The sequence below is a fragment of the Streptomyces sp. RG80 genome, from assembly GCF_040446465.1.
Classification (GTDB): domain Bacteria; phylum Actinomycetota; class Actinomycetes; order Streptomycetales; family Streptomycetaceae; genus Streptomyces.
Genome location: NZ_JBEAAJ010000010.1, coordinates 420,852 through 445,846, shown reverse-complemented (window position 1 = coordinate 445,846; position 24,995 = coordinate 420,852). Strand labels below are relative to the sequence as shown.

The window sequence follows — 24,995 nt, the reverse complement described above, 5'->3', positions numbered from 1 at the left end:
TTGTGATCGCCCTCTCTCTCGCCGAGATCGCCTCAGTCGTCGGCGGGCAGACACACGACATACCGGATCCGTCCGTCCAGGTCACCGGATCCGTCGTCCGGGACTCCAGAGAGGTGGAGTCCGGCAGCCTCTTCGTCGCCTTCGCCGGCGAGCGCGTCGACGGCCACGACTTCGCGGCGCAGGTCGTCGAGGCGGGCGCGGTCGCCGTACTGGCGTCGCGCCCCGTCGGCGTGCCCGCGATCGTCGTCGAGGACGTGCAGTCGGCGCTCGGCGCCCTCGCCCGGCACGTCGTACGACGGCTCGGCGCGACCCTGGTGGCCCTCACCGGCTCCGCGGGCAAGACCAGCACCAAGGACCTGATCGCCCAGGTGCTCCAGCGCAAGGCGCCGACGGTGTGGACCCCGGGCTCGCTCAACAACGAGATCGGGCTGCCGCTGACCGCCCTCAGCGCCACGGACGAGACCAGGTTCCTCGTCCTGGAGATGGGCGCCCGCGGCATCGGCCACATCCGCTACCTCGCGGATCTGACGCCCCCGAGGATTGGCCTCGTCCTCAACGTCGGCACCGCGCACATCGGCGAGTTCGGCGGCCGGGAGCAGATCGCGCAGGCCAAGGGCGAACTGGTGGAGTCCCTTCCGGAAGACGGCACGGCCGTCCTCAACGCGGACGACCCGCTCGTACGGGCCATGGCAGCCCGTACGAAGGCGAAGGTGATCCTTTTCGGAGAGTCCGACGAAGCGGACGTACGAGCCGAGAACGTCAGACTCACGGACAGCGGACAGCCCTCCTTCAGGCTTCGCACACCCTCCGGTGCAAGCGACGTGACCATGCGCCTGTACGGTGAGCACCACGTGTCGAACGCGCTCGCAGCGGCCGCCGTCGCCCATGAGCTGGGCATGTCCGCGGAAGAGATCGCCACCGCGCTCTCCGAGGCGGGCTCCCTCTCCCGCTGGCGGATGGAGGTCACCGAGCGCCCGGACGGCGTGACGGTCGTCAACGACGCCTACAACGCGAACCCCGAGTCCATGCGAGCGGCTTTGCGCGCGCTCGCGGCCATGGGCAAGGGGCGGCGGACCTGGGCGGTGCTCGGCAAGATGGCCGAGCTCGGGGACGAGGCGCTCGCCGAGCACGACGCGGTCGGACGGCTCGCCGTCCGGCTCAATGTCGGCAAGCTCGTCGCGGTCGGGGGCAGGGAAGCGTCCTGGCTGCAACTGGGCGCATATAACGAGGGTTCGTGGGGTGAGGAGTCGGTGCACGTGTCCGACGCACAGGCGGCGGTCGACCTGTTGCGCAGTCAGCTGCGCCCGGGAGACGTCGTTCTCGTGAAGGCGTCCCGTTCGGTCGGCCTGGAGAGTGTCGCCGCGGCGCTGCTCGGCGCCGAGGGTGAGGTTGCCGCCCGATGATGAAGCAGATCCTGTTCGCAGGCGTCATTGGTCTGTTCCTGACCCTGGTCGGCACCCCGCTGCTGATCAAGCTGCTGGCCCGCAAGGGCTACGGCCAGTACATCCGCGACGACGGCCCGCGCGAGCACGCCAGCAAGCGCGGTACGCCGACGATGGGCGGTATCGCCTTCATCTTCGCGACGGTCGCCGCCTACTTCCTGTCCAAGCTCATCACCGGCTTCCCCCCGACCTACTCGGGTCTGCTGGTGCTCGGCCTGATGGTCGGCATGGGCCTGGTGGGCTTCCTCGACGACTACATCAAGATCGTCAAGCGGCGCTCGCTCGGTCTGCGGGCCAAGGCCAAGATGGCCGGTCAGCTGATCGTCGGCATCAGCTTCGCGGTGCTCGCCCTGATGTTCCCGGACGCCCGCAACAACACCCCGGCCTCCGACAAGCTGTCGTTCATCACGGACTTCGGCTGGAAGATCGGCCCGGTGCTGTTCGTGATCTGGGCGCTGTTCATGATCCTCGCGATGTCGAACGGCGTGAACCTGACCGACGGTCTGGACGGCCTGGCCACCGGCGCCTCCGTGCTCGTCTTCGGCGCCTACACCTTCATCGGTGTCTGGCAGTTCCAGGAGTCCTGCGCCAACGCGGGCACCCTGACCAACCCGAACGCCTGTTACGAGGTACGAGATCCCCTCGACCTGGCGGTCATCGCCTCGGCCCTGATGGGTGCCTGCCTCGGCTTCCTGTGGTGGAACACCTCGCCGGCGAAGATCTTCATGGGCGACACCGGTTCGCTCGCCCTCGGCGGTGTCCTCACGGGCCTGGCGATCTGCTCCCGCACCGAGCTGCTCGTCGCCATCATGGGCGGTCTGTTCGTCCTCATCACCATGTCGGTCGTCATCCAGGTCGGCTCCTTCAAGCTCACCGGCAAACGCGTCTTCCGGATGGCACCGCTCCAGCACCACTTCGAACTCAAGGGCTGGTCCGAAGTGCTCGTGGTGGTCCGTTTCTGGATCATTCAGGGCATCTGCGTGATCGTCGGCCTGGGTCTCTTCTACGCGGGATGGGCAGCAGAAAAGTGACCTCCTCGGAGCTCCTTGACTGGCAGGGCAAGCACGTCACCGTCGCCGGACTCGGCGTCTCCGGCATCCCGGCGGCCAAGGTGCTGCACGCGCGTGGAGCCGTCGTCACGGTCGTCAACGACGGCGACGACGCACGCGCGCGTGAGCAGGCCGCCGAACTGGAGGCGCTCGGCGTCACCGTCCGCCTCGGCGACGGCGCCACCCTGCCCGAGGGCACCGAACTCATCGTCACCGCACCCGGCTGGAAGCCCGACAAGCCGCTGTTCACGGCGGCGCGCGAGGCCGGCGTCGAGATCTGGGGCGACGTGGAGCTCGCCTGGCGGCTGCGCGGGCTGGACGGTAGAAAAGCAGCCCCCTGGCTCGCCATCACGGGCACCAACGGCAAGACCACGACCACCCAGATGCTGGCGTCCATCCTGAAGGCGGCGGGCCTGCGCACGGCCGCCGTCGGCAACATCGGCGTCTCGCTGCTGGACGCGGTGCTCGGCGAGGAGCGCTACGACATCCTCGCCGTGGAGTTGTCGAGCTACCAGTTGCACTGGGCGCCCTCCCTGCGCGCCCACTCCGCCGCCGTCCTGAACCTCGCGCCGGACCACCTCGACTGGCACGGCTCCATGGAGGCGTACGCGCGCGACAAGGGCCGTGTCTACGAGGGCAATCGCGTCGCCTGTGTCTACAACGTGGCCGACAAGGCCACCGAGGACCTGGTGCGCGAGGCGGACGTCGAGGAGGGCTGCCGGGCCATCGGCTTCACCCTCGGCGCCCCCGGCCCGTCCCAACTCGGCGTCGTGGACGGCATCCTGGTCGACCGCGCCTTCGTCGAGAACCGGCAGAAGAACGCCCAGGAGCTCGCCGAGATCTCCGACGTCGACCCGCCGGCCCCGCACAACATCGCCAACGCCCTTGCCGCGGCGGCCCTCGCCCGCGCCTTCGGGGTGCCCGCCAAGGCCGTACGCGACGGTCTGCGGGCGTTCACCCCGGACGCCCACCGGATCGCGCACGTGGCCGACGTGGACGGCGTGGCGTACGTCGACGACTCCAAGGCCACCAACACCCACGCGGCGGAAGCCTCGTTGGCGGCGTACGAGTCGATCGTGTGGATCGCGGGCGGCCTCGCCAAGGGCGCCACCTTCGACGAACTGGTCGCCAAGTCGGCGAAGCGACTTCGTGGCGCGGTTCTGATCGGCGCCGACCGGGCCCTGATCCGCGAAGCCCTCGCGCGACACGCCCCGGAAGTACCCGTCGTCGACCTCGACCGGACCGACACTGGGGCGATGCTCCAGGCGGTGACGGAGGCGAAGCGGCTGGCTCGGCCCGGCGACACGGTGCTGCTGGCCCCGGCCTGCGCCTCCATGGACATGTTCACCAACTACAACAAGCGCGGTGACGCGTTCGCGGAGGCGGTTCGCGAACTCGGCTCCTGACCGACGTAGCGGAGGCTCTGATGCCCAGCAGCCGTACCGGCCGACCGCCCGTGCAGCGGGCCGTCAGACGTCCGGCCGCTTCCCGGACAGTGCGCCAGAATCCCGTCCTACGGCTCTACACGCGCGCGCGTAAGGCCTGGGACCGGCCGCTGACGGCGTACTACCTGATCCTCGGCGGCAGTCTGCTGATCACGGTGCTGGGTCTGGTGATGGTCTACTCGGCCTCCCAGATCAAGGCCCTGCAGATGTCGCTGCCGGGCTCGTACTTCTTCCGCAAGCAGCTCCTCGCCGCCGTGATCGGCGCCGCGCTGCTGCTGGTCGCCTCGCGGATGCCGGTGAAGCTGCACCGGGCGCTGGCCTACCCGATCCTCGCGGGCGCCGTCTTCCTGATGGCGCTGGTGCAGGTGCCCGGGATAGGGATGGCGGTCAACGGCAACCAGAACTGGATCGCGCTCGGCGGCTCCTTCCAGATCCAGCCCAGCGAGTTCGGCAAGCTCGCCCTGGTGCTGTGGGGCGCCGATCTGCTGGCCCGCAAGCAGGACAAGAAGCTGCTGACCCAGTGGAAGCACATGCTGGTGCCGCTCGTCCCGGTCGCCTTCATGCTGCTGGGGCTGATCATGCTCGGCGGTGACATGGGCACCGCGATCATTCTCACAGCGATCCTTTTCGGCCTTCTGTGGCTCGCGGGGGCGCCGACCCGGCTGTTCGTCGGGGTGCTGTCGGTCGCCGCCGCGATCGGCGTGATCCTCATCAAGACCAGCCCCAACCGGATGGCCCGGCTCCAGTGCATCGGCGCCACCGACCCCGGCCCGGGCGACGCCTGCTGGCAGGCGGTGCACGGGATCTACGCCCTCGCCTCCGGTGGAATCTTCGGTTCCGGGCTCGGGGCGAGTGTGGAAAAATGGGGGCAACTCCCGGAAGCGCACACGGACTTCATCTTCGCCGTCACCGGGGAGGAACTGGGTCTGGCGGGGACGCTGTCGGTGCTCGCCCTCTTCGCGGCTCTAGGCTATGCGGGTATCCGCGTGGCCGGTCGTACGGAGGACCCCTTCGTCAGGTATGCCGCGGGAGGCGTGACCACCTGGATCACCGCGCAGGCGGTGATCAACATCGGTGCGGTGCTCGGCCTGCTGCCGATCGCCGGCGTCCCCCTCCCGCTGTTCTCCTACGGAGGATCCGCCCTGCTGCCGACCATGTTCGCCATCGGGCTGCTGATCGCGTTCGCGCGTGACGATCCCGCTGCGCGGGCGGCGCTTTCCCTGCGGCAACCCCGCTTTGGTAGAAAGCGGGGTGCCGGGGGACCCTCGGGGCCTCGGAGATGGAACACGATGCGACGGCGTGCCTCGGCGGCGCGCTCGTCCGGAGAGCGGTGAATTTCGGTGCATGTCGTACTCGCCGGTGGGGGGACCGCCGGCCACATCGAGCCCGCGCTCGCCCTCGCGGACGCCCTGCGCAGGCAGGACCCATCCGTGGGGATCACGGCCCTCGGCACGGAGCGCGGCCTGGAGACCACGCTCGTCCCGCAGCGGGGCTACGAGCTCGCGCTGATCCCGGCGGTACCGCTGCCACGCAAGCCCACCCCCGAGCTGATCACCGTCCCGGGCCGGCTGCGCGGCACCATCAAGGCCGCCGAGCAGATCCTGGAGCGCACCAAGGCGGACGCCGTCGTCGGCTTCGGCGGTTACGTGGCCCTGCCCGGCTACCTCGCCGCCAAGCGTCTCGGCGTGCCGATCGTGATCCACGAGGCCAACGCCCGCCCCGGCCTCGCCAACAAGATCGGCTCGCGGTACGCCGCCAGGGTCGCCGTCTCCACCCCGGACAGCAAGCTGCGCGACGCCCGCTACATCGGCATCCCGCTGCGCCGGACCATCGCCACCCTCGACCGGGCCGCCGCCCGTCCCGAGGCCCGCGCGATGTTCGGCCTCGACCCCAACCTGCCGACCCTCCTGGTCTCCGGCGGCTCCCAGGGCGCCCGCCGCCTCAACGAGGTCGTCCAGCAGGTGGCTCCCTGGCTCCAGCAGGCCGGCATCCAGATCCTGCACGCGGTCGGCCCGAAGAACGAACTGCCGCAGGTGCACCAGATGCCGGGGATGCCCCCGTACATCCCGGTACCGTACGTGGACCGGATGGACCTCGCGTACGCCGCGGCCGACATGATGCTCTGCCGCGCGGGCGCGATGACCGTCGCCGAGCTCTCCGCCGTCGGACTCCCGGCCGCCTACGTCCCGCTGCCCATCGGCAACGGCGAACAGCGGCTCAACGCCCAGCCGGTGGTCAAGGCCGGCGGTGGTCTGCTGGTCGACGACGCGGAGCTGACCCCCGAGTGGATCCAGCAGCAGGTCCTGCCCGTGCTCGCCGACCCGCACCGGCTGTACCAGATGTCCCGCGCCGCCGCCGAGTTCGGCCGTCGGGACGCCGACGAACTGCTCGTCGGCATGGTGTACGAGGCGATCTCCGCCAATCGTGCACACCGCTAGGCACATGTGACGAAGGGCAGGCAGCGTGGCCGGAACGACGACCGCCGAGCGCGGTGAACGCCAGCAGGAGTCGTCCGGCCCGCCCCCTGTCCGCCGTCTGAGGGCGCCTCAACTCCGTACGATCATCATTCTCGCCGTCGCGCTGGTCCTGCTCGCCGCGGGCGGTGTCTGGGCCCTGTACGGCTCGCAATGGCTGCGCGTGGAGCGCGTATCGGTCTCCGGAACCGGTGTCCTGACGCCCGCGCAGGTGCGGGAGGCCGCCGATGTGCCGGTCGGATCGCCACTGATTTCCGTCGACACCGATGCCATTGAGTCGCGGTTGCTCCGGAAATTGCCCCGAATTGACTCGGTTGACGTGGTCCGCTCCTGGCCGCATGGAATCGGCCTGAAAGTGGTCGAGCGGACTCCGGTTCTGATTGTCGAAAAGGGCGGAAAGTTTGTCGAAGTGGACGAAGAAGGCGTCCGTTTTGCCACGGTTTCCCAGGCCCCGAAAGGCGTTCCCGCACTGGAATTGACGGCTTCCGACTCGGGCTCCGCCGCCGCGAGCCTGCGCCGCTTCGGCGAGGACCGGCTCGTGCGCGAGGCGGTGCGGGTCGCGGGTGCCATTCCGGCCGCCGTCGCGAAGAGCACCCGTACCGTCAAGGTGCGTTCGTACGACGACATCTCGCTGGAGTTGGGCGACGGGCGGACCGTCGCGTGGGGGAGTGGCGAGAAGGGGGCCGCGAAGGCCCGTACGCTCAGCGCTCTCATGAAAGCGGCGCCGGATGCGCGGCACTTCGACGTCTCGGTTCCCACCGCCCCTGCGTCATCAGGGAGTTGACGTACATCAGCGCAGGCCAGCACCCTGGTTGGCTACCGCTACGGCTGATCACATAGGGTGAAAAGAAAAACGGGAGGTTCGGCGTGTTCGTTGAACGTGCGCCACTTGTCGACTTAGTGTCCTGTTCAGAAGACTCCAGGGAACAGACACACTGGTAATCCTAAACTTCAACGTTAGGGTTCGGGTCGGCGCTATGGACCGTCCCATTCGGCATCCGTCGTCGCATCGCATGACCCGCGATACGACGACACGTAACTCGAGGCGAGAGGCCTTCGACGTGGCAGCACCGCAGAACTACCTCGCAGTCATCAAAGTCATCGGTGTCGGCGGCGGTGGTGTCAATGCCATCAACCGGATGATCGAGGTCGGTCTCAAGGGCGTCGAGTTCATCGCCATCAACACCGACGCTCAGGCGCTGTTGATGAGCGACGCCGACGTCAAGCTCGACGTCGGCCGTGAACTCACCCGCGGACTCGGCGCCGGCGCCAACCCGGCCGTCGGACGCAAGGCCGCCGAGGACCACCGCGAGGAGATCGAGGAGGTCCTCAAGGGGGCCGACATGGTCTTCGTGACGGCCGGCGAAGGCGGCGGCACCGGTACCGGCGGCGCACCCGTCGTGGCCAACATCGCCCGCAACCTCGGCGCCCTCACCATCGGCGTGGTCACCCGCCCCTTCACCTTCGAAGGACGGCGCCGCGCCAACCAGGCCGAGGACGGCATCGCGGAACTCCGCGAAGAGGTCGACACCCTCATCGTCATCCCCAACGACCGGCTGCTGTCCATCTCGGACCGCCAGGTCTCGGTGCTGGACGCCTTCAAGTCGGCCGACCAGGTCCTGCTCTCCGGTGTCCAGGGCATCACCGACCTCATCACCACGCCCGGTCTGATCAACCTCGACTTCGCCGACGTCAAGTCGGTCATGTCCGAGGCCGGTTCGGCCCTCATGGGCATCGGCTCGGCCCGCGGCGACGACCGCGCGGTGGCCGCGGCCGAGATGGCGATCTCCTCGCCGCTCCTCGAGGCGTCCATCGACGGCGCCCGCGGTGTGCTGCTCTCCATCTCCGGCGGCTCCGACCTCGGTCTGTTCGAGATCAACGAGGCCGCCCAGCTGGTCAGCGAGGCCGCGCACCCCGAGGCCAACATCATCTTCGGCGCGGTCATCGACGACGCCCTCGGCGACGAGGTCCGGGTCACGGTCATCGCCGCCGGCTTCGACGGTGGCCAGCCGCCGGCCCGCCGGGACAACGTCCTCGGCTCCGCCTCGTCGTCCTCGCCCCGCCGCGAGGAGCCCACTCCGGTACGGCAGACCGAGTCCCGCCCGTCCTTCGGCTCGCTCGGCAGCGTCACGCCGAAGGAGGAGCCGGAGCCCGCGCCCGAGCCGGTGGCCGACCTCCCGGTCGCCCCGCCGGTCCCGCCGTCGCGGACCTACTCCGACAGCGCGGCCGAGGAACTGGACGTGCCGGACTTCCTGAAGTGATAGGACAGCGCTCCGCAACGAGCACTGTGAGCGGCGCGCACTTCGCCTTCACCGACAGGTGGGGCGGGGTGAGCGCCGTTCCGTACGAGGAGCTCAACCTCGGCGGGGCGGTGGGCGACGACGCCGACGCCGTACGCGCCAATCGTGAACTGGCCGCCAAGTCGCTGGGGCTCGACCCGGCGCGGGTGGTCTGGATGAACCAGGTGCACGGGGCGGACGTCCAGGTGGTCTCCGCGCCGTGGGGGGACCGGCCGGTGCCGGAGGTCGACGCGGTCGTCACCGCCGAGCGGGGTCTCGCCCTCGCAGTTCTCACCGCCGACTGCACGCCCGTTCTGCTCGCCGACCCGGTCGCCGGAGTCGTCGCCGCGGCCCACGCCGGTCGGCCCGGCATGATCGCCGGGGTCGTCCCCGCCGCCGTACGGGCCATGACCGAGCTCGGCGCCGAGCCCGCCCGGATCGTCGCCCGCACCGGACCCGCCGTGTGCGGCCGGTGCTACGAAGTGCCGGAGGGGATGCGCGCCGACGTCGCCGCGATCGAGCCGGCGGCGTACGCCGAGACGAGCTGGGGCACACCCGCGGTGGACGTGACCGCCGGAGTGCACGCGCAGCTCGAACGGCTCGGGGTGAGCGACCGGGAGCAGTCGCCGGTGTGCACGCTCGAGTCGGGTGACCACTTCTCCTACCGCCGCGATCGCACGACAGGGCGACTCGCGGGATATGTCTGGTTGGACTGAGAGAGCATGACGGACCGTAAGGGCGAACTCGCCGCGAACCTGGCGAAGGTGGAGGAGCGCATCGCCGCCGCGTGCGCGGCCGCGGGTCGCAAGCGCGAGGAGGTGACCCTGATCGTGGTCACCAAGACCTACCCCGCGAGCGATGTGCGCATGCTGGCGGAACTCGGTGTGCGCCACGTCGCCGAGAACAAGGACCAGGACGCGGCACCCAAGGCCGCCGAGTGTTCGGATCTGCCGCTGACTTGGCATTTCGTGGGCCAGTTGCAGACCAACAAGGTGCGTTCTGTGGCTGGTTATGCCGATATGGTGCAGTCCGTCGACCGTGCCCGACTCGTCACGGCGCTCTCCAGGGAAGCGGAGCGGCAGGGGCGGGAGCTCGGCTGTCTGATCCAGGTCGCGCTCGACGCGAACGAAGGGGGACGCGGGGAGCGCGGGGGCGTCGGACCCGATGGAATCGAGGAGTTGGGCGACCTCGTGGCACAGGCGCCGGGTCTGCGGCTGGCGGGTCTGATGACCGTCGCCCCGCTCACCGGTGTTTACGCGGGACGCGAACTCGCCGCGTTCGAGCGGTTGATGGATTTGTCGACCGACCTGCGCCGAGCCCATCCGGCTGCGAACATGGTGTCGGCAGGGATGAGTGCGGATCTCGAACAGGCTGTGGCGGCCGGGGCGACACATGTGCGCGTCGGTACGGCGGTACTCGGAGTCCGCGCGAGGCTCGGGTAACGTCGCCAGGAAGTCGGACCACAGTAGAAAATATGGTCATTACCGCCGAAAGGCGGGTGTAACGACCACGTGGATCGCGGGCACTTGGCAGTTCGTCAGCCGATCCACCACAGAGCGGAGGACTCAGAGAATGGCCGGCGCGATGCGCAAGATGGCGGTCTACCTCGGCCTCGTGGAGGACGATGGTTACGACGGCCGCGGTTTCGACCCCGACGACGACTTCGAACCCGAGCTGGACCCGGAGCTCGAGCGTGACCACCGGCGACATGAGCCGGTGCACCAGGCACACAGTGCACATCAGTCCCAAAGGGACGAAGAGGTGCGAATCGTGCAGCCGTCGGTGCCGCGTGAGCCGGTCGCCCGTTCCGCTTCGCTAGCCGCTGAATCCGGACGGCCCGCGCGTATCGCGCCCGTGGCGTCCATCACACAAGAACGCGCAAGCCTGGAGAAGAACGCACCGGTGATCATGCCCAAGGTCGTGTCGGAACGAGAGCCTTACCGGATCACCACGCTTCACCCGCGGACCTACAACGAGGCCCGTACCATCGGGGAACACTTCCGTGAGGGCACCCCGGTGATCATGAATCTGACTGAGATGGATGACACAGACGCGAAGCGACTTGTCGACTTTGCGGCCGGTTTGGTGTTTGGTCTTCACGGCAGCATCGAGCGGGTGACGCAGAAGGTGTTCCTGTTGTCGCCTGCTAACGTCGATGTCACGGCGGAGGACAAGGCCCGTATCGCAGAGGGCGGGTTCTTCAATCAGAGCTGAGACAGACGACCGGTAAGCAGTGCGGAACAGGGGAGAGGGAAAGACAGGCCATGGGCGTGTTCGCGCAGGTGATCTACATCGCGCTGATGGTGTTCCTCATCGTGCTCATCTTCCGGTTGGTCATGGACTACGTCTTCCAGTTCGCCCGCTCGTGGCAACCTGGCAAGGCGATGGTGGTCGTTCTGGAGGCCACCTACACTGTCACCGATCCACCGCTGAAGCTTCTGCGGCGGTTCATCCCGCCGCTGCGTCTCGGGGGCGTGGCGCTCGACCTGTCCTTCTTCGTACTGATGATCATCGTCTACATCTTGATCTCTATCGTGGGCAATCTCGCGAGGTGACAGTGGACGATACGGTCTTGCCGACTGCCGATGACTACGTTGAGGTGAAGAGATGCCGTTGACCCCCGAGGACGTGCGGAACAAGCAGTTCACGACCGTCCGCCTCCGAGAAGGCTATGACGAGGACGAGGTCGATGCCTTCCTCGATGAGGTCGAAGCCGAACTGACGCGCCTGCTGCGCGAGAACGAGGACCTGCGCGCCAAGCTGGCCGCGGCGACGCGTGCCGCTGCCCAGAACCAGCAGAACATGCGCAAGCCTCCGGAGGGCCCCGGCCCCCAGGACCAGCAGCAGGGGATGCCCCAGCAGGGAATGCCCCAACAGGGCATGCCGCAGCAGGGTATGCCCCCGCAGGGCATGCCGCAGCAGGGCATGCGTGGCCCCGGTCCCGGCGGCCCCGTGCCGGCCGGCATATCGGGCCCGCCGCAGCAGCAGATGGGCGGCCCCATGGGCGGCCCGCCCCAGCTGCCGAGCGGTGCGCCGCAGCTGCCCGCCGGTCCCAGTGGCCAGGGCGGTCCGCAGGGTCCCGGTCCCATGGGTCAGGGTCCCGGTCCGATGGGCCAGGGTCCGATGGGCGGCCAGCCTCCCATGCAGCAGCAGATGGGTGGCCCGATGGGCGGCCCCATGGGTGGTCCGATGGGCGGCCCCGGTCAGGGCCCCGGTGGCGACAGCGCCGCCCGTGTCCTCTCGCTGGCTCAGCAGACCGCCGACCAGGCGATCGCCGAGGCCCGTTCCGAGGCCAACAAGATCGTCGGCGAGGCGCGTTCGCGTGCCGAGGGTCTCGAGCGTGACGCCCGTGCCAAGGCCGACGCCCTGGAGCGGGACGCGCAGGAGAAGCACCGCGTCGCGATGGGCTCCCTGGAGTCCGCCCGCGCCACGCTGGAGCGCAAGGTCGAGGACCTGCGCGGCTTCGAGCGCGAGTACCGCACGCGGCTGAAGTCCTACCTGGAGTCGCAGCTGCGTCAGCTGGAGACCCAGGCCGATGACTCGCTGGCCCCGCCGCGTACCCCGGCGGCCGCGTCGCTTCCGCCGTCCCCGGCGCCCTCGATGGCCCCGGCCGGTGCGAGCGCCCCGTCGTACGGTGGCAACCCGGGTGGCATGGGCGGTGCCCCGGCCCCGGCGGCCCCGTCCTACGGCGGCCAGCAGCAGATGTCGCCCGCGATGACCCAGCCGATGGCTCCGGTCCGGCCGCAGGGCCCCGGCCCGATGGGCCAGGCCCCGTCGCCGATGCGCGGGTTCCTCATCGACGAGGACGACAACTGACGAGTTGTAGTACGCCTTAGGCGTCGGCAGCGTTCAAAAGGGGCGGGCCCCGGATTCACTTCCGGGGCCCGCCCCTTTTACGCGAGTTGATCGCTGTGTCGTTCTTGGCTGTGGCGTTGCTCGCTGTGGCGTTGCTCTCTGTGCGGTTGCTCGCTGGGCGGGCGAAGGACCACAGCCGAAGGGCCCGGCCCCCGCTCGGGGAGACCGGGCCCTTCGGCTGTCGGCGGTTACGCCTTGCGCAGACGGAACGTCAGGGACAGGCCCTCGTCGGTGAAGGTCTCGCCGTAGGTGTCGTCCGCCTCACCCTGGCCGAAGTCCGTGGCCAGGACCTCGTCGGCGATCAGGCCCGCGTGCCCGGTCAGGGCATCGAGCACCGCCGGGTCCGTGGACGTCCAGCGCAGCGCGATGCGGTCGGCCACGTCGAGGCCGCTGTTCTTGCGGGCCTCCTGGATCAGGCGGATCGCGTCACGGGCGAGGCCCGCGCGGCGCAGCTCCTCGGTGATCTCCAGGTCCAGCGCCACGGTCGCACCGGCGTCCGAGGCCACCGACCAGCCCTCGCGCGGGGTCTCCGTGATGATGACCTCGTCGGGTGCCAGGGTGATCGTCTCGCCGTCGAGCTCGACCGAGGCCGTGCCCGCGCGCAGGGCGAGGGACAGCGCGGCCGCGTCCGCGTTCGCGACGGCCTTCGCCACGTCCTGGACGCGCTTGCCGAAACGCTTGCCCAGGGCGCGGAAGTTGGCCTTGGCCGTGGTGTCCACCAGGCTGCCGCCGACCTCGGAGAGGGACGCCAGGGACTCGACGTTCAGCTCCTCGGTGATCTGCGTGTGCAGCTCGCGGTCGAGGGCGTCGAAGCCGGTCGCGGCGATGAGCGCCCGGGACAGCGGCTGGCGGGTCTTCACGCCCGACTCCGCGCGCGTGGCCCGGCCCAGCTCCACGAGCCGGCGCACCAGGACCATCTGCTTCGACAGCTCCGGGTCGATGGCGGTCAGGTCCGCCTCCGGCCAGGACGTCAGGTGCACCGACTCCGGGGCGTCCGGGGTGACCGGGACGACCAGGTCCTGCCAGACCCGCTCGGTGATGAACGGGGTCAGCGGGGCCATCAGCTTGGTGACCGTCTCGACGACCTCGTGCAACGTGCGCAGCGCGGCCTTGTCGCCCTGCCAGAAGCGGCGACGCGAGCGGCGGACGTACCAGTTGGACAGGTCGTCGACGAACGCCGACAGGAGCTTGCCGGCGCGCTGGGTGTCGTAGGCCTCCAGAGCCTGGGTCACCTGGTCGGTGAGCGCGTGGAGTTCGGACAGCAGCCAGCGGTCCAGGACCGGGCGGTCGGCCGGGGCCGGGTCGGCGGCGGAGGGCGCCCAGTTCGACGTACGCGCGTACAGGGCCTGGAAGGCGACCGTGTTCCAGTAGGTGAGGAGGGTCTTCCGCACCACCTCCTGGATGGTGCCGTGGCCGACCCGGCGGGCCGCCCAGGGAGAGCCGCCGGCCGCCATGAACCAGCGGACCGCGTCGGCACCGTGACGGTCCATCAGCGGGATCGGGTCCAGGGTGTTGCCCAGGTGCTTGGACATCTTGCGGCCGTCCTCGGCGAGGATGTGGCCGAGGCAGACCACGTTCTCGTACGAGGACTTGTCGAAGACCAGGGTGCCGACGGCCATCAGCGTGTAGAACCAGCCGCGGGTCTGGTCGATGGCCTCGGAGATGAACTGCGCCGGGTAGCGGGCCTCGAACAGTTCCTTGTTCTTGTACGGGTAGCCCCACTGCGCGAACGGCATCGAACCCGAGTCGTACCAGGCGTCGATGACCTCCGGCACGCGCGTGGCCGTCTTTCCGCAGCTGTCCTGGGGGCACGCGAAGGTGACGGCGTCGATGTACGGGCGGTGCGGGTCGAGGCCGGAGTGGTCCGTGCCGGTCAGTTCGGTGAGCTCCGCGCGGGAGCCGACGACCGTGAGGTGGTCGTCCTCGCAGCGCCAGATGGGCAGCGGGGTGCCCCAGTAGCGGTTGCGGGACAGCGCCCAGTCGATGTTGTTCTGCAGCCAGTCGCCGAAGCGGCCGTGCTTCACCGTCTCCGGGAACCAGTTGGTGTTCTCGTTCTCCTGGAGGAGGCGGTCCTTGGCGGCGGTGGTGCGGATGTACCAGGACGGCTGCGCGTAGTAGAGGAGCGCGGTGTGACAGCGCCAGCAGTGCGGGTAGCTGTGCTCGTACGGGATGTGCCGGAAGAGGAGGCCGCGCTGCTGGAGGTCCTCGGTGAGCTGTTCGTCCGCCTTCTTGAAGAAGACGCCGCCGACCAGCGGGACGTCCTCCTCGAAGGTGCCGTCCGGGCGGACCGGGTTCACCACGGGCAGGCCGTAGGCGCGGCAGACCTTGAGGTCGTCCTCACCGAAGGCGGGGGACTGGTGGACCAGGCCCGTACCGTCCTCGGTCGTCACGTACTCCGCGTTGACGACGAAATGTGCCGGTTCCGGGAACTCGACGAGCTCGAACGGACGTTGATAGGTCCAGCGCTCCATCTCGGCGCCGGTGAAGGACCGGCCGGTGGTCTCCCAGCCCTCGCCGAGGGACTTGGCGAGCAGCGGCTCGGCGACGACGAGCTTCTCCTCGCCGTTCGTCGCCACGACGTAGGTGACCTCCGGGTGCGCGGCGACCGCCGTGTTGGACACCAGGGTCCAGGGGGTCGTCGTCCACACCAGGAGCGCGGCCTCACCGGCGAGCGGACCGGAGGTGAGCGGGAAACGGACGTACACGGACGGGTCCACGACCGTCTCGTAGCCCTGCGCCAGCTCGTGGTCCGACAGGCCCGTGCCGCAGCGCGGGCACCAGGGGGCGACGCGGTGGTCCTGGACCAGCAGACCCTTGTCGAAGATCGTCTTCAGCGACCACCACACGGACTCGATGTACTCGGGGTCCATCGTGCGGTACGGGTCCTGGAGGTCGGTCCAGTAACCCATGCGGGTCGTGAGCGCCTCGAAGGCGTCGGTGTGGCGGGTCACCGACTCGCGGCACTTGTCGTTGAACTCGGCGATGCCGTACGCCTCGATGTCCTGCTTGCCGGAGAAGCCGAGCTCCTTCTCCACCGCCAGCTCCACCGGGAGGCCGTGGCAGTCCCAGCCGGCCTTGCGGGCCACGTGGTAGCCGCGCATGGTGCGGAACCGGGGGAAGACGTCCTTGAAGACGCGGGCCTCGATGTGGTGGGCGCCCGGCATGCCGTTGGCGGTGGGCGGGCCCTCGTAGAACACCCACTCGGGGCGCCCCTCGGACTGCTCCAGGGTCTTGGCGAAGATCTTCTGCTCGTGCCAGAACTCGAGCACGGCGTGCTCGAGGGCGGGCAGGTCGACCTGGGCGGGCACCTGGCGGTACGTAGGCGATGTCATCAGCGAGCTTCCTCCGGCGGACTTGCTGCCTTCCGTCCGGAGGGACGAGAGCCGATTCCTGTACGCCGGTTTCGGCGCGCTCCCGCGGTACCACCCTCCTTGGCTCCCCGGTGCGCCTTCCACACCGATGAGCCCCCTCATTGGGGTCGCGATGCCGGTTCTAACGCCCCTCGCGGGGTTTCTTCCGGCGGCTCCGGGGTGATCTTCACGTCGCGCTCGCCCCCGGGCTTCCACCGTCCCCGGGTCGCTCTGGGCTGCGTACGCCGCTACTCGTCCCCATCCACGCTTCTCGCTCCGCCCAGTGTACGGCGCCGCACGGACAGCGGCCGACCGGATTTACGGGCCCGGGGTGCGGGCCTGTGGACGGGGGTGCCGCGCGGTGGGGAGTGACCCGAATGGAGCGGTACGCCTGTTCGGATTCTGGGACGCACGGCACGGCGGATTACCCGGCGGGGAGCTGGGCACAACGCATGCAGGCTCGGCGCGCCCCATGCGTGAGCCGGGCGAATCGGGCGGTGTGCCCCGTTGCCGCGGGACTCGAGTCGATTTATCGTCCCAGCACGATTCGCGTGCAAGATCACAATATGTGAAGGGGCCGCGGCCATGGTGGCGAAGAAGACCGCCGTACAGCAGTCGGCGTCGGGCAGCTCGGGGACTGCCAAGGCCTCCGTCGGTGCGGCCAAGGACGTGGGCGGGAAGAAGAGCGCGCAGGGAGGGGCCGGGCGCGCCACGAAGGCAGTCAAGGCGGTGAAGGCGGTGAAGGCGGGGGGCGCCGACGCGAAGAAGAGCGCCGCCAAGAAGGCCACGGCGTCCAAGGCGGCTCCCGCGCGGAAGGCCGTCGAGGAGGAGGGACCCGAGAGACCGGCGGCCGGGAAGACCGCCGCCAAGAAGACGGCGGTGAAGAAGACGGTCGCCACGAAGGCAGTGGCCAAGAAGACGGTGGCCAAGAAGGCAGTGGTCAAGAAGGCGGCGGTCCAGAAGACGGCGGTCCAGAAGGCGGCGGTCCAGAAGGCGGCCGCGAAGGAACCGGCCGCCAAGAAGGCGGCTGCGGCGGCGAAGAAGGCGGCCGTGAAGAAGTCCGCCGCCGCGCACAGCACCTCCACGAAGAGCTCGGCCGGCAAGAGCACGGCCAAGAAGGCGGGCGCGGCCGAGGCCGCGAAGCAGACGGGAGCCATGACGGTGGTTGCGAAGAAGACTCCTGGCACGGCCACGGCGGCGAAGAGCGCGGTCCCCAAGGCACGCCTGGCCGCGGCGGTGGAGCCGGGCGAGCTCGCGGTCCGCCCCGGCGAGGACCCATGGACGCCGGAGGAGGTCGCGGAGGCGCGTGCCGAGCTCCAGTCCGAGGCGCTGCGGCTGCGCACCGAGATCACGACCTCCGAGGAGTCCCTCGTGGGTCTGATGCGGGACTCAGGGGACGGCGCCGGCGACGACCAGGCGGACACCGGAACCAAGAACATCACGCGCGAGCACGAGATGGCCCTCGCGGCCAACGCGCGCGAGATGCTGATCCAGACCGAGCGCGCCCTGGAGCGTCTCGACGCGGGCACGTACGGCCTGTGCGAGAACTGCGGCAACGCCATCGGCAAGGCGCGCATGCAGGCGTTCCCGCGGGCCACCCTCTGTGTGGAGTGCAAGCAGAAGCAGGAACGCCGGTACTGAGGGCGCGGTGGGGCGTGCCGTACCCTCGTCCTCAGTCAGGAACTAGTCGAGGGACTCACGTGGCAGAGGCGGAGCGCATCATCGGTACGCCGGACTCCCCGGAGGGGGCGGAGACCGAGCCGGAGCAGTCGTCCGGTCCGGAGGGGCACGAAGGCGCCGGGGTACGGCCGAGGGGGAAGCGGCGGATCGCCGTGCTGTTCGCGGTCGCCGCGTTCGCGTACGTCCTCGACCTGGTCAGCAAGATGATCGTGGTCGCCAAGCTGGAGCACCACGCGCCGATCGAGATCATCGGGGACTGGCTGAAGTTCGAGGCGATCCGCAACGCGGGCGCGGCCTTCGGCTTCGGCGAGGCCTTCACCGTGATCTTCACGGTGATCGCGGCGGCCGTGATCGTGGTGATCGCCCGGCTCGCCCGCAAGCTCTACAGCCTGCCCTGGGCGATCGCGCTCGGGCTGCTCCTCGGCGGTGCGCTCGGCAACCTCACCGACCGGATCTTCCGCTCGCCGGGCGTCTTCGAGGGCGCCGTCGTGGACTTCATCGCGCCCAAGCACTTCGCGGTGTTCAACCTCGCGGACTCCGCGATCGTGTGCGGCGGCATCCTGATCGTGCTGCTGTCCTTCAAGGGACTGGACCCGGACGGGACCGTCCACAAGGACTGAGGGGCGGCGGGCGCGGCGGGGGCGGGGTTGTCCACAGGCTCGCGTCGGGGGCGTCGGCGCTGTCCGGCATACTCGTCGGGTGAGCACGATTCCCGAGATCCGCACCCTGCCCGTGCCCGACGGCCTGGAGGGCGAGCGTGTCGACGCCGCCATCTCCCGCATGTTCGGCTTCTCCCGCACCAAGGCCGCCGAGCTTGCCGCGGCGGGGAAGGTCACGGTCGACGGCTCGGTGGTCGGGAAGTCCGAGCGGGTGCACGGCGGCGCCTGGCTCGAGGTGGAGATGCCGCAGGCGCCCGCGCCCGTGCAGATCGTCGCCGAGCCCGTCGAGGGCATGGAGATCGCGTACGACGACGATGACGTGGTCGTGATCGTCAAGCCGGTCGGCGTCGCCGCGCACCCCTCGCCCGGCTGGACCGGGACGACCGTCATCGGCGGCCTCGCCGCGGCCGGCTACCGGATCTCGACCTCCGGCGCCGCCGAGCGCCAGGGCATCGTGCACCGCCTCGACGTCGGCACCTCCGGCCTGATGGTGGTCGCCAAGTCCGAGCGCGCGTACACGTCGCTCAAGCGCCAGTTCAAGGAGCGCACGGTCGACAAGCGCTACCACACCCTCGTGCAGGGCCACCCGGACCCGACGAGCGGCACCATCGACGCCCCCATCGGCCGCCACCCGAACCACGACTACAAGTGGGCGGTCACCGCCGAGGGCAAGCCGTCGATCACCCACTACGACCTCATCGAGGCGTTCCGCGCGGCCTCCCTGCTGGACGTGAAGCTGGAGACCGGCCGCACCCACCAGATCCGCGTCCACATGGCCGCCCACCGCCACCCCTGCGTCGGCGACCTCACCTACGGCGCCGACCCGACCCTCGCCAAGCGGCTGGGACTGACCCGGCAGTGGCTGCACGCCGTCCGCCTCGGCTTCGAGCACCCCGGGGACGGCGAGTGGGTGGAGTTCGCCAGCGACTACCCGGCCGACCTCCAGCAGGCCCTGGACCAGGTCCGCGAGGAGACGTACGGATGAGCCTGCCGCCGTACACCGTGCGCGTCGCCGAGGACCCCGCCGACCGCGAGCTGTGCTTCGCGGTGCGCAAGGAGGTCTTCGTCGCCGAGCAGGGTGTGCCGGAGGATCTGGAGTACGACGAGTACGACGCCGTCGCGGTCCATGTCCTGGCCGTCCGTGCGGACGGGGTGCCGCTCGGGACCGGGCGGCTGCTGTACGGCCCCCAGGCCGCGGAGAAGGTCGGCGGTGACCTGACGCTGGGGTCGCTCGGGCGGCTCGCCGTCGCGCAGGAGGCGCGCGGGCTCGGGGTCGGGGTCGCGCTGGTGCGGGCCATCGAGGACGCGGCACGCGCGCGGGGCCTGGCGGCGGTGGATCTGCACGCGCAGACCCATGCGCTGGGGTTCTACGAGCGACTCGGGTACGAGGGGTACGGGCCGGAATACCTGGAGGCGGGGATCGCCCACCGGGGGATGCGGCGCGCTCTGTAGCACGGGCGCTGAAAACGCTGGTGGGAATGGTGGCGTGGCAGGCTTGAGGTCTGTCGTCCGAACGCCGAGAGCCCATCGGAGTACTGACCGTGGATCAGTTGGCCCTGTTGTTCGTGCTGTTGCTCGGGGCCGTGGTGAGTGTCCCGGTCGGGGACCGGTTCGCGTTGCCGGCGCCGGTCCTGATGACCCTGCTCGGGATAGTCCTCGCGCTGCTCGACTTCGTACCGAACGTCGAGATCTCGCCGGAGCTGATCCTGCCGCTCCTGCTGCCGCCGCTGCTCTACGCGGCCGTACGGCGCACCTCCTGGCGGCAGTTCGCGGCCAACATCAGGCCGATCTTCCTGCTGGCCGTGGCGCTGGTGTTCGTCACCACCCTGTGTGTGGCCGTCGTGGCCCACGCGATCGTGCCGGGGCTGCCGATCGCCGCCGCGGTGGCGCTGGGGGCGCTGGTCGCGCCGCCCGACCCGGTCGCGGCGACCGCCGTCGCCGGGCAACTGGGGCTGCCGCGCCGACTGGTGTCGATCCTGGAGGGCGAGGGGCTCTTCAACGACGTGACGGCGATCGTGCTGTACCACGTGGCCATCGCCGCGGCCGTCAGCGGCACGTTCTCCCCGTGGCAGGCCGGCCTCGACCTGGTGCTGTCCGCCGTGGTCGCCGTCGTGGTCGGGGTGGTGCTCGGCTGGGGCGCCAACAAGCTGATGGACCTGCTCGGCGACGCGACCCTCCAGATCGGCCTGACCCTCCTGGTGCCGTTCGCCTCCTATGTGCTGGCCGAGGAACTGCACGGCTCCGGAGTGCTGGCCGTGCTCGCCACCGCCCTCTTCCTCGCCGAGTACGCCACGGACCCCGACGACGTGCTGACGCGGCTCGCCGGGCACACCTTCTGGGACATCGTCGACACGCTGGTCACCGGCGTGGCCTTCGGGCTGATCGGTCTGGAGCTGCACAACGCGATCCGGACCGCGTCCGGGCGGTGGGGCGAGCTGCTCGGCTGGGCGGCCGCGATCGTGGGGGTCGTCATCCTCGTACGGCTGCTGTGGCTGCTGCCCGCGACCTGGGTCGCCAAGCGGCTGCACGCCAAGCAGGACTACGCCGAGGAGGTCCCGATGAGCTGGCGGGAGACCGTCGTCATGTGGTGGTCCGGGATGCGCGGGGTGGCGTCCGTGGCACTGGCGCTGGCGGTCCCGCTGAAGACCGACGAGGGGTCCCCCTTTCCCGACCGGGACGAGATCGTGTTCATCGCGTTCGGCGTCATCATGGCGACCCTCGTCCTCCAGGGCCTGACCCTGCCGTGGCTCGTGCGGAAGCTCGGGGTGAAGGCGGACACCGAGCGGGAGAAGGAGTTCGAGAAGGTGCTGGCGGTCCGGGCGGCCAAGGCGGCCAAGCGCAGGTTGCGGGAGATCGAGGAGGACGAGGAGCTGTCGGAGGAGCTGACCGAGCAGCTGCTGCGGCGGGCGTTCGAGATCGGGGTGCGGATCAGCCCGGACATGGCGGACGAGGAGCGGCGGGAGGCGCACGAGCAGCGGGTGAAGCGCCTGCGGCGGATCCGGCGGATCCAGGCCGAGATGATGAGCGCCGCGCGGCACGAGGTGCTGGCCGCGCGCAGTGAGGCGGGGTCCGATCCCGAGGTCGTGGACCGGGTGTTGCGGCACCTGGACGTGCGCAGTCTGCGGTGATCCGACCGTCGTATGGCGGTCGTGTAAAGGGCAACGACTTTGCGGGCGGGCCTTCTTAGGGTGGGGGCATGGCTCGCAACATCGTGATCAGTGGTGGCGGAACGGGAATCGGGCTCGCGGCGGCGCAGGCCTTCGCGGCGGACGGGGATCGGGTGCTGCTCCTCGGGCGGCGGGCCGAGGTGCTGGAGAAGGCCGGGGTGCCGGGGGCGCTGACGTACGCGGCCGATCTGAGCGACCCGCGGGAGGTGCGCGGGGTCGCCGCCTTCGTGGCCCGGGAGTTGGGGACCGTGGACGTGCTGGTGCACGGCGCCGGTGGTGCCGGGCAGCTCGAACCGCAGGCCGAGAGCGACGATCCGCTCGATGTCGTCGCCCATCGCTGGACCGTCAACTTCCGGATCAATGTGCTGACCGCCGCGCTGCTCACCGAGGCCCTGAAGGACCGGCTCGCCGAGCCCGGCGGGCGGGTGCTGTTCATCAGCTCCGTCGCCGCGTACCGGGGCTCCGGGACCGGGGCGTACGGGGCGGCCAAGGCGGGGCTGCATCCGTACGCCCATGACCTGGCCCGGGAGCTCGGCCCGCGCGGGATCACCGTGAACGTGGTCGCGCCGGGCTACATCGAGGACACCGAGTTCTTCGGCGCGGCCATCGACCCCGCCCGGCGCGAGCGGCTCGTCGCCGAGACCGCGAACGGGCGTGCCGGGACGCCCGGAGACGTCGCCGGCACGCTGCACTGGCTGGCCTCCCCGGGCGCCGCGCACGTCACTTCGCAGATCGTGCAGGTCAACGGGGGTGCCGAGCGCGGGCGTTGAGGGTCGGGGGTCAGCGGTCCGCTCGGGGTGTGTCGTGGGCGCGGCGTGGGCCGTCGCCGTCCAGGGACGGCCGGTGGCCGTTGACGCCTTGCGGCAGGGCCGCGTCCGCGGTGTTCACGCGGGGCAGGGCGTACGGGTGGTGGTCGGACAGCCAACGGAGCATGCGTTCGCGGACCGTGACCCGGACCGTCCAGATGTCGTCCGCGTCCTTGGCTGTCACCAGGGCCCGCACCTGCATGGTGTTCGGCGTGGAGTCCGTGACGGTCAGATCGCAGGCGCGGCCGTCCCAGGCCGGGCAGTCGCGCAGGATGTCGCGCAGCTGCTGACGCATCGCCTCCATCGGCGCCGAGTGGTCGAGATGCCAGTAGACGATGCCGGTCATCTGGGCACCGCCGCGCGACCAGTTCTCGAACGGCTTGGAGGTGAAGTACGAGACGGGCATCGTGATCCGGCGCTCGTCCCAGGTCCGCACGGTCAGGAAGGTCAGGGTGATCTCCTCGACCGTGCCCCACTCGCCGTCCACCACGACCGTGTCCCCTATGCGCACCATGTCGCCGAACGCGATCTGGAGCCCGGCGAACATGTTGCTCAGCGTGGACTGGGCCGCGACACCGGCGACGATGCCGAGGATGCCGGCCGAGGCCAGCAGCGAGGCACCGGCCGCGCGCATCGCCGGGAACGTCAGCAGCATCGCCGCCACCGCCACCACACCGACGACCGCGGTGACCACTCGCGTGATCAATGTCACCTGGGTTCGGACGCGCCGGACCCGGGCCGGATCACGCTGGGCCCGCGAGTAGCGCGTGTACGTCGTCTCCACGACGGCGGCCGCGATCCGGATCGTCAGCCAGGCCGCCGCCCCGATCAGTATCAGCGTCAGCGTTTTGCCGATGCCGATCCGGTGCGCCTCCAGCACCTTCGCCGAGTCGTACGACCCTCTGAGCAGGGCCGCGCAGATGACGAGCTGGTAGGGGATGCGGGCCCGGCGCAGCAGGCCCCACAACGGGGTCTCGCCGTGCCGTGCGTCGGCCTTGCGCATCAGGAGGTCGGTCGCCCAGCCGATGAGGAGCGTGAGCACGACCGAGCCACCGATGACGATCAACGGGCGCAGTACGTTCTCCATGCCTTCGACCGTACTGGCACGATGGCCTCATGAACATCATGCTCTTTCACTCGACGTACGGTCTGCGGCCCGCGGTGCGCGCGGCCGCGGACCGGTTGCGCGCCGCCGGACACGAGGTGTGGACGCCGGACCTCTTCGAGGGGCGCACGTTCGAGACGGTCGAGGAGGGCATGGAGTTCAAGGAGGGCGTGGGCAAGGACGAGCTGCTCAAGCGGGCCGTACTGGCCGCCGCGCCCTACTCGGAGCGGGGGCTCGTCTACGCCGGGTTCTCCTTCGGCGCCTCCGTCGCGCAGACCCTCGCCCTCGGCGACGAGCGGGCGCGCGGGCTGCTGCTTCTGCACGGCACCTCCGACATCGCCGCCAACGCGTCCGTGGACGAGCTGCCGGTGCAGCTGCATGTCGCCGAGCCGGACCAGTTCGAGACGGACGACTGGCTGAGCTCCTGGTATCTCCAGATGGGCCGGGCGGGCGCCGACGTCGAGGTGTACCGGTACGCCGGGGCCGGTCATCTCTACACCGACCCCGACCTGCCGGACTACGACGAGGAGGCCGCCGAGGCCACCTGGCGGGTGGCGCTCGGCTTCCTCGACTCGCTCTAGAGGGCTCAGCCGGCCGCCCGGTACGCCGCCCAGTTCTGCTGCATGCGCGTCACCTGGCCGGAGGTGAACTGGTACATGCAGTCGTCGTACGTGTAGTCCATGAAGTTGTGGATCGGGTCGACGCCCGTCTTGTTGGTGCAGGTGTCGCGGCCGGTCGGGCACTCGTAGGCGGCGCTCTTCTCGGCCGGGGTGTCGTCGACGTAGTCGCCCTTGCCGTTACAGCCGCCCTGGAAGGTGTGGTAGAGCCCCATCCAGTGGCCGACCTCGTGGGTGCCGGTGTCGCCCTTGTTGTAGTTGGTGGCCGAGCCGCCGGGCAGGGACTCGTCGAGGATGACGACACCGTCCATGCTGGGGCTGGACTTGTAGGAGCTGGGGAAGGTGGCCCAGCCGAGGAGGCCGTCGCCGAGGTTGGCGGTGTAGACGTTGAGCGCGTTCGCGCCGCCCTTGCGCAGGGCCGACTTCATCGCCTTCTCCGCCGCGGAGCCGTAACCGACGTTGTACCAGGTCGCGTTGTCGGTGTAGTCGGTGCCGGCCAGCGTGAACCGGTAGCCGGAGTCGACGTTTCCGGTGCCCTGGCCGGCGTAGGCCGCGTTCAGGACGTTCAGCTGGGCGCTGATGTCGGAGGAGCTGAGCTGTCCGGTGGCGCCGTCGTGGATGACGTGGAAGTACACCGGGATGGTCGTCGAGGCGGCGGCGGTGAGGCTGCGGCTGCCCGAGGACGGCAGCTTGTCGAGCTTTCGCTGGAGGTCGGCGTCCATCGACTGGGCCTTGGCGGCGCTGACCTCGTTGGGCTCGGCGACGCTGTTGCCGTGTGCGGGGTGGGCTTCGCGGGCCGCAGCGTGGGTGTCCGTGTCGGCGCAGTCGGCGGTGGCCGACAGCTGGGTCGCCGCGAGTCCGGCGGGTGCCGACAGCGGGGAGAGCATCAGGGTTCCGGCCACGACGCCGGTGGCGAGCAGACGTCTGGATATCCGGGCAGGCGCACGCATGTTGGCTCCTGGGGAGATGCGGTGAGGGATGGCGCACAGGGGTCTTCCTGGCCGCCGCCCGGGAGATTACGTGTACATGCTCATCCTGTAAATGCCCCTGGCGGGGCCGGTGGTGCG

At 70.0% G+C, this 24,995-nt stretch carries 22 protein-coding genes; 19 read left to right on the top strand and 3 right to left on the bottom strand.

The features are described from left to right. The first annotated feature begins 2 nt into the window (after positions 1 to 2). The 12 genes from ABKA17_RS34375 (at position 3) to ABKA17_RS34320 (ending at position 12,505) form a co-directional block, all read left to right on the top strand. Positions 3 to 1,403: a UDP-N-acetylmuramoyl-tripeptide--D-alanyl-D-alanine ligase gene (locus ABKA17_RS34375; protein ID WP_353696237.1), complete on the top strand. Its 1,401-nt coding sequence runs from the start codon at positions 3 to 5 to the stop codon at positions 1,401 to 1,403. Further along, positions 1,400 to 2,473, top strand: a complete 1,074-nt coding sequence (gene mraY, locus ABKA17_RS34370) for a phospho-N-acetylmuramoyl-pentapeptide-transferase (RefSeq protein ID WP_353696236.1) — start codon at positions 1,400 to 1,402, stop codon at positions 2,471 to 2,473. The genes ABKA17_RS34375 and mraY overlap by 4 nt, the downstream gene beginning before the upstream one ends. After that, entirely contained in the window at positions 2,455 to 3,897 is a 1,443-nt protein-coding gene (gene murD / locus ABKA17_RS34365; RefSeq protein ID WP_353696235.1) for a UDP-N-acetylmuramoyl-L-alanine--D-glutamate ligase, read from the top strand. The genes mraY and murD overlap by 19 nt, the downstream gene beginning before the upstream one ends. Positions 3,898 to 3,917: 20 nt before the next feature. Next, positions 3,918 to 5,270 carry a putative lipid II flippase FtsW gene (ftsW, locus tag ABKA17_RS34360; protein WP_353696234.1) on the top strand — a complete coding sequence of 451 codons (1,353 nt, stop codon included), beginning with the start codon at positions 3,918 to 3,920 and terminating at the stop codon, positions 5,268 to 5,270. 6 nt (positions 5,271 to 5,276) lie between these two features. Beyond that, a complete protein-coding gene (gene murG, locus ABKA17_RS34355; protein ID WP_353696233.1) occupies positions 5,277 to 6,374 on the top strand; it encodes an undecaprenyldiphospho-muramoylpentapeptide beta-N-acetylglucosaminyltransferase in 1,098 nt (365 codons plus the stop codon). Positions 6,375 to 6,399: 25 nt separating this feature from the next. Beyond that, positions 6,400 to 7,194 (top strand): cell division protein FtsQ/DivIB, encoded by a 795-nt coding sequence (locus ABKA17_RS34350; RefSeq protein ID WP_353696232.1) that lies wholly within the window; start codon positions 6,400 to 6,402, stop codon positions 7,192 to 7,194. A 277-nt stretch (positions 7,195 to 7,471) separates the two neighbouring features. Continuing rightward, positions 7,472 to 8,671 carry a cell division protein FtsZ gene (gene ftsZ, locus ABKA17_RS34345; protein ID WP_353696231.1) on the top strand — a complete coding sequence of 400 codons (1,200 nt, stop codon included), beginning with the start codon at positions 7,472 to 7,474 and terminating at the stop codon, positions 8,669 to 8,671. Continuing rightward, positions 8,668 to 9,405 carry a peptidoglycan editing factor PgeF gene (gene pgeF / locus ABKA17_RS34340; protein WP_353696230.1) on the top strand — a complete coding sequence of 246 codons (738 nt, stop codon included), beginning with the start codon at positions 8,668 to 8,670 and terminating at the stop codon, positions 9,403 to 9,405. Before ftsZ ends, pgeF begins: the two co-directional genes overlap by 4 nt. Before the next feature lie 6 nt (positions 9,406 to 9,411). Further along, positions 9,412 to 10,131 carry a YggS family pyridoxal phosphate-dependent enzyme gene (locus tag ABKA17_RS34335; protein ID WP_353696229.1) on the top strand — a complete coding sequence of 240 codons (720 nt, stop codon included), beginning with the start codon at positions 9,412 to 9,414 and terminating at the stop codon, positions 10,129 to 10,131. A 130-nt stretch (positions 10,132 to 10,261) separates the two neighbouring features. Then, on the top strand, positions 10,262 to 10,903 hold the full coding sequence (locus ABKA17_RS34330) for a cell division protein SepF (RefSeq protein ID WP_353696228.1): 642 nt from the start codon (positions 10,262 to 10,264) through the stop codon (positions 10,901 to 10,903). Positions 10,904 to 10,953: 50 nt separating this feature from the next. Then, positions 10,954 to 11,244, top strand: a complete 291-nt coding sequence (locus tag ABKA17_RS34325; RefSeq protein ID WP_037937545.1) for a YggT family protein — start codon at positions 10,954 to 10,956, stop codon at positions 11,242 to 11,244. A 52-nt stretch (positions 11,245 to 11,296) separates the two neighbouring features. Further along, positions 11,297 to 12,505 carry a DivIVA domain-containing protein gene (locus tag ABKA17_RS34320; protein ID WP_353696227.1) on the top strand — a complete coding sequence of 403 codons (1,209 nt, stop codon included), beginning with the start codon at positions 11,297 to 11,299 and terminating at the stop codon, positions 12,503 to 12,505. Between the two features lie 227 nt (positions 12,506 to 12,732). On the opposite strand, the gene ileS is transcribed toward ABKA17_RS34320, so the two are convergent. Then, positions 12,733 to 15,876, bottom strand: a complete 3,144-nt coding sequence (ileS, locus tag ABKA17_RS34315; RefSeq protein WP_353696226.1) for an isoleucine--tRNA ligase — start codon at positions 15,874 to 15,876, stop codon at positions 12,733 to 12,735. Positions 15,877 to 16,479: 603 nt separating this feature from the next. On the opposite strand from ileS, the gene ABKA17_RS34310 reads away from it, so the two are divergent. From ABKA17_RS34310 to ABKA17_RS34285, 6 genes are all read left to right on the top strand, one after another. After that, positions 16,480 to 17,535 carry a TraR/DksA family transcriptional regulator gene (locus tag ABKA17_RS34310; RefSeq protein ID WP_353696225.1) on the top strand — a complete coding sequence of 352 codons (1,056 nt, stop codon included), beginning with the start codon at positions 16,480 to 16,482 and terminating at the stop codon, positions 17,533 to 17,535. A 59-nt stretch (positions 17,536 to 17,594) separates the two neighbouring features. Further along, positions 17,595 to 18,194 (top strand): signal peptidase II, encoded by a 600-nt coding sequence (lspA, locus tag ABKA17_RS34305; protein ID WP_353696224.1) that lies wholly within the window; start codon positions 17,595 to 17,597, stop codon positions 18,192 to 18,194. A gap of 79 nt (positions 18,195 to 18,273) precedes the next feature. Beyond that, on the top strand, positions 18,274 to 19,218 hold the full coding sequence (locus tag ABKA17_RS34300; RefSeq protein ID WP_353696223.1) for an RluA family pseudouridine synthase: 945 nt from the start codon (positions 18,274 to 18,276) through the stop codon (positions 19,216 to 19,218). Next, positions 19,215 to 19,685, top strand: a complete 471-nt coding sequence (locus tag ABKA17_RS34295) for a GNAT family N-acetyltransferase (RefSeq protein ID WP_353696222.1) — start codon at positions 19,215 to 19,217, stop codon at positions 19,683 to 19,685. Before ABKA17_RS34300 ends, ABKA17_RS34295 begins: the two co-directional genes overlap by 4 nt. 89 nt (positions 19,686 to 19,774) lie before the next feature. Then, complete coding sequence (locus ABKA17_RS34290; RefSeq protein WP_353696221.1) at positions 19,775 to 21,361, top strand: Na+/H+ antiporter; 1,587 nt, start codon at positions 19,775 to 19,777, stop codon at positions 21,359 to 21,361. A gap of 68 nt (positions 21,362 to 21,429) precedes the next feature. After that, positions 21,430 to 22,170, top strand: coding sequence for an SDR family NAD(P)-dependent oxidoreductase (locus tag ABKA17_RS34285; RefSeq protein ID WP_353696220.1), 741 nt, complete (start codon positions 21,430 to 21,432; stop codon positions 22,168 to 22,170). A 10-nt stretch (positions 22,171 to 22,180) separates the two neighbouring features. Here the strand turns inward: ABKA17_RS34285 and ABKA17_RS34280 are convergent, their stop codons facing one another. Continuing rightward, a complete protein-coding gene (locus ABKA17_RS34280) occupies positions 22,181 to 23,293 on the bottom strand; it encodes a mechanosensitive ion channel family protein (RefSeq protein WP_353696219.1) in 1,113 nt (370 codons plus the stop codon). 29 nt (positions 23,294 to 23,322) lie between these two features. Between ABKA17_RS34280 and ABKA17_RS34275 the strand changes: the two genes are divergently transcribed. Continuing rightward, positions 23,323 to 23,892: a dienelactone hydrolase family protein gene (locus ABKA17_RS34275; RefSeq protein WP_353696218.1), complete on the top strand. Its 570-nt coding sequence runs from the start codon at positions 23,323 to 23,325 to the stop codon at positions 23,890 to 23,892. 5 nt (positions 23,893 to 23,897) lie between these two features. Here the strand turns inward: ABKA17_RS34275 and ABKA17_RS34270 are convergent, their stop codons facing one another. After that, positions 23,898 to 24,878, bottom strand: a complete 981-nt coding sequence (locus ABKA17_RS34270) for a zinc metalloprotease (RefSeq protein WP_353696217.1) — start codon at positions 24,876 to 24,878, stop codon at positions 23,898 to 23,900. Positions 24,879 to 24,995 lie beyond the last annotated feature (117 nt).

Bases quoted from the DNA above. Each gene is read 5' to 3' on its own strand.
- mraY (WP_353696236.1), top strand. From the start codon at position 1,400: ATGATGAAGCAGATCCTGTTCGCAGGCGTCATTGGTCTGTTCCTGACC.
- murD (WP_353696235.1), top strand. From the start codon at position 2,455: ATGGGCAGCAGAAAAGTGACCTCCTCGGAGCTCCTTGACTGGCAGGGC.
- ftsW (WP_353696234.1), top strand. From the start codon at position 3,918: ATGCCCAGCAGCCGTACCGGCCGACCGCCCGTGCAGCGGGCCGTCAGA.
- ABKA17_RS34335 (WP_353696229.1), top strand. From the start codon at position 9,412: ATGACGGACCGTAAGGGCGAACTCGCCGCGAACCTGGCGAAGGTGGAG.
- ABKA17_RS34330 (WP_353696228.1), top strand. From the start codon at position 10,262: ATGGCCGGCGCGATGCGCAAGATGGCGGTCTACCTCGGCCTCGTGGAG.
- ABKA17_RS34325 (WP_037937545.1), top strand. From the start codon at position 10,954: ATGGGCGTGTTCGCGCAGGTGATCTACATCGCGCTGATGGTGTTCCTC.
- ABKA17_RS34320 (WP_353696227.1), top strand. From the start codon at position 11,297: ATGCCGTTGACCCCCGAGGACGTGCGGAACAAGCAGTTCACGACCGTC.
- ileS (WP_353696226.1), bottom strand. From the start codon at position 15,876: ATGACATCGCCTACGTACCGCCAGGTGCCCGCCCAGGTCGACCTGCCC.
- ABKA17_RS34310 (WP_353696225.1), top strand. From the start codon at position 16,480: ATGGTGGCGAAGAAGACCGCCGTACAGCAGTCGGCGTCGGGCAGCTCG.
- ABKA17_RS34295 (WP_353696222.1), top strand. From the start codon at position 19,215: ATGAGCCTGCCGCCGTACACCGTGCGCGTCGCCGAGGACCCCGCCGAC.
- ABKA17_RS34285 (WP_353696220.1), top strand. From the start codon at position 21,430: ATGGCTCGCAACATCGTGATCAGTGGTGGCGGAACGGGAATCGGGCTC.
- ABKA17_RS34280 (WP_353696219.1), bottom strand. From the start codon at position 23,293: ATGGAGAACGTACTGCGCCCGTTGATCGTCATCGGTGGCTCGGTCGTG.
- ABKA17_RS34275 (WP_353696218.1), top strand. From the start codon at position 23,323: ATGAACATCATGCTCTTTCACTCGACGTACGGTCTGCGGCCCGCGGTG.
- ABKA17_RS34270 (WP_353696217.1), bottom strand. From the start codon at position 24,878: ATGCGTGCGCCTGCCCGGATATCCAGACGTCTGCTCGCCACCGGCGTC.